This window comes from Tomitella biformata AHU 1821 (assembly GCF_000524475.1).
GTDB lineage: Bacteria > Actinomycetota > Actinomycetes > Mycobacteriales > Mycobacteriaceae > Tomitella > Tomitella biformata.
In genome coordinates, this window is sequence record NZ_BAVQ01000075.1 from 1 (window position 1) to 610 (window position 610).

The following is a 610-nucleotide window of genomic DNA, read 5'->3' on the forward strand; positions in this document are numbered from 1 at the left end:
CCTCCTGCGCGTTCAACGTCTTCTCGTCGTGCGCGGCCCGCTTGGTGGAATACGCCCAGACTGCCCGCCACGCGTTGGTGTCCACCATCGGATTCCAGACCGGTTCGACCCGCTTTTTCACGTCGTTGACGACCGAGAGGCCGTGCCGCGGGGTGACGGTGTCGATGATCTGGCCGCCTTCGAATGTGTCGCCGTTCCAGTGGAAATGCGACTCCAAGTCTTTGGGCGCCTTGGTGACCCTGGAGCCGACGATGAATTTGCAGCCGGCGGCGTCCAGGTCTTTCAGGTTGGAGGAGGAGAGCATGCCGGCGTCGGCGGCGATGACCATCTCCGCGCCCTCGAGTCCGTGGCGGGCCTGGAACTGTTTCACGATCGGCACGATGGTGTGGGTCTCAGCCTTGTTGCCCTCGTAGCAGCCGATCTCGAGGGGGAAGCCGTGGCGGTCGACGAGCAGGCCGACGACGATTTGTGGATCGACCCGGCGCTCTTTCGAGAAGCCGACTTTCCGCAGATCGTCCTCTTTCTCCGCCTCGAAATATAAGGTTTATGCCGACGTTTCAGTTATGCCGATGCGTGGAGCGTTTGCCCTGGTCGAAGGGTGATTACGGCG

At 62.1% G+C, this 610-nt stretch carries 1 pseudogene; it reads right to left on the reverse strand.

Annotation, left to right across the window (positions count from 1 at the left end):
* Positions 1 to 544 (reverse strand): annotated as a pseudogene (locus tag TBIF_RS23965) (IS1634 family transposase); the annotation flags it as partial.
* Between the last annotated feature and the right edge of the window lie 66 nt (positions 545 to 610).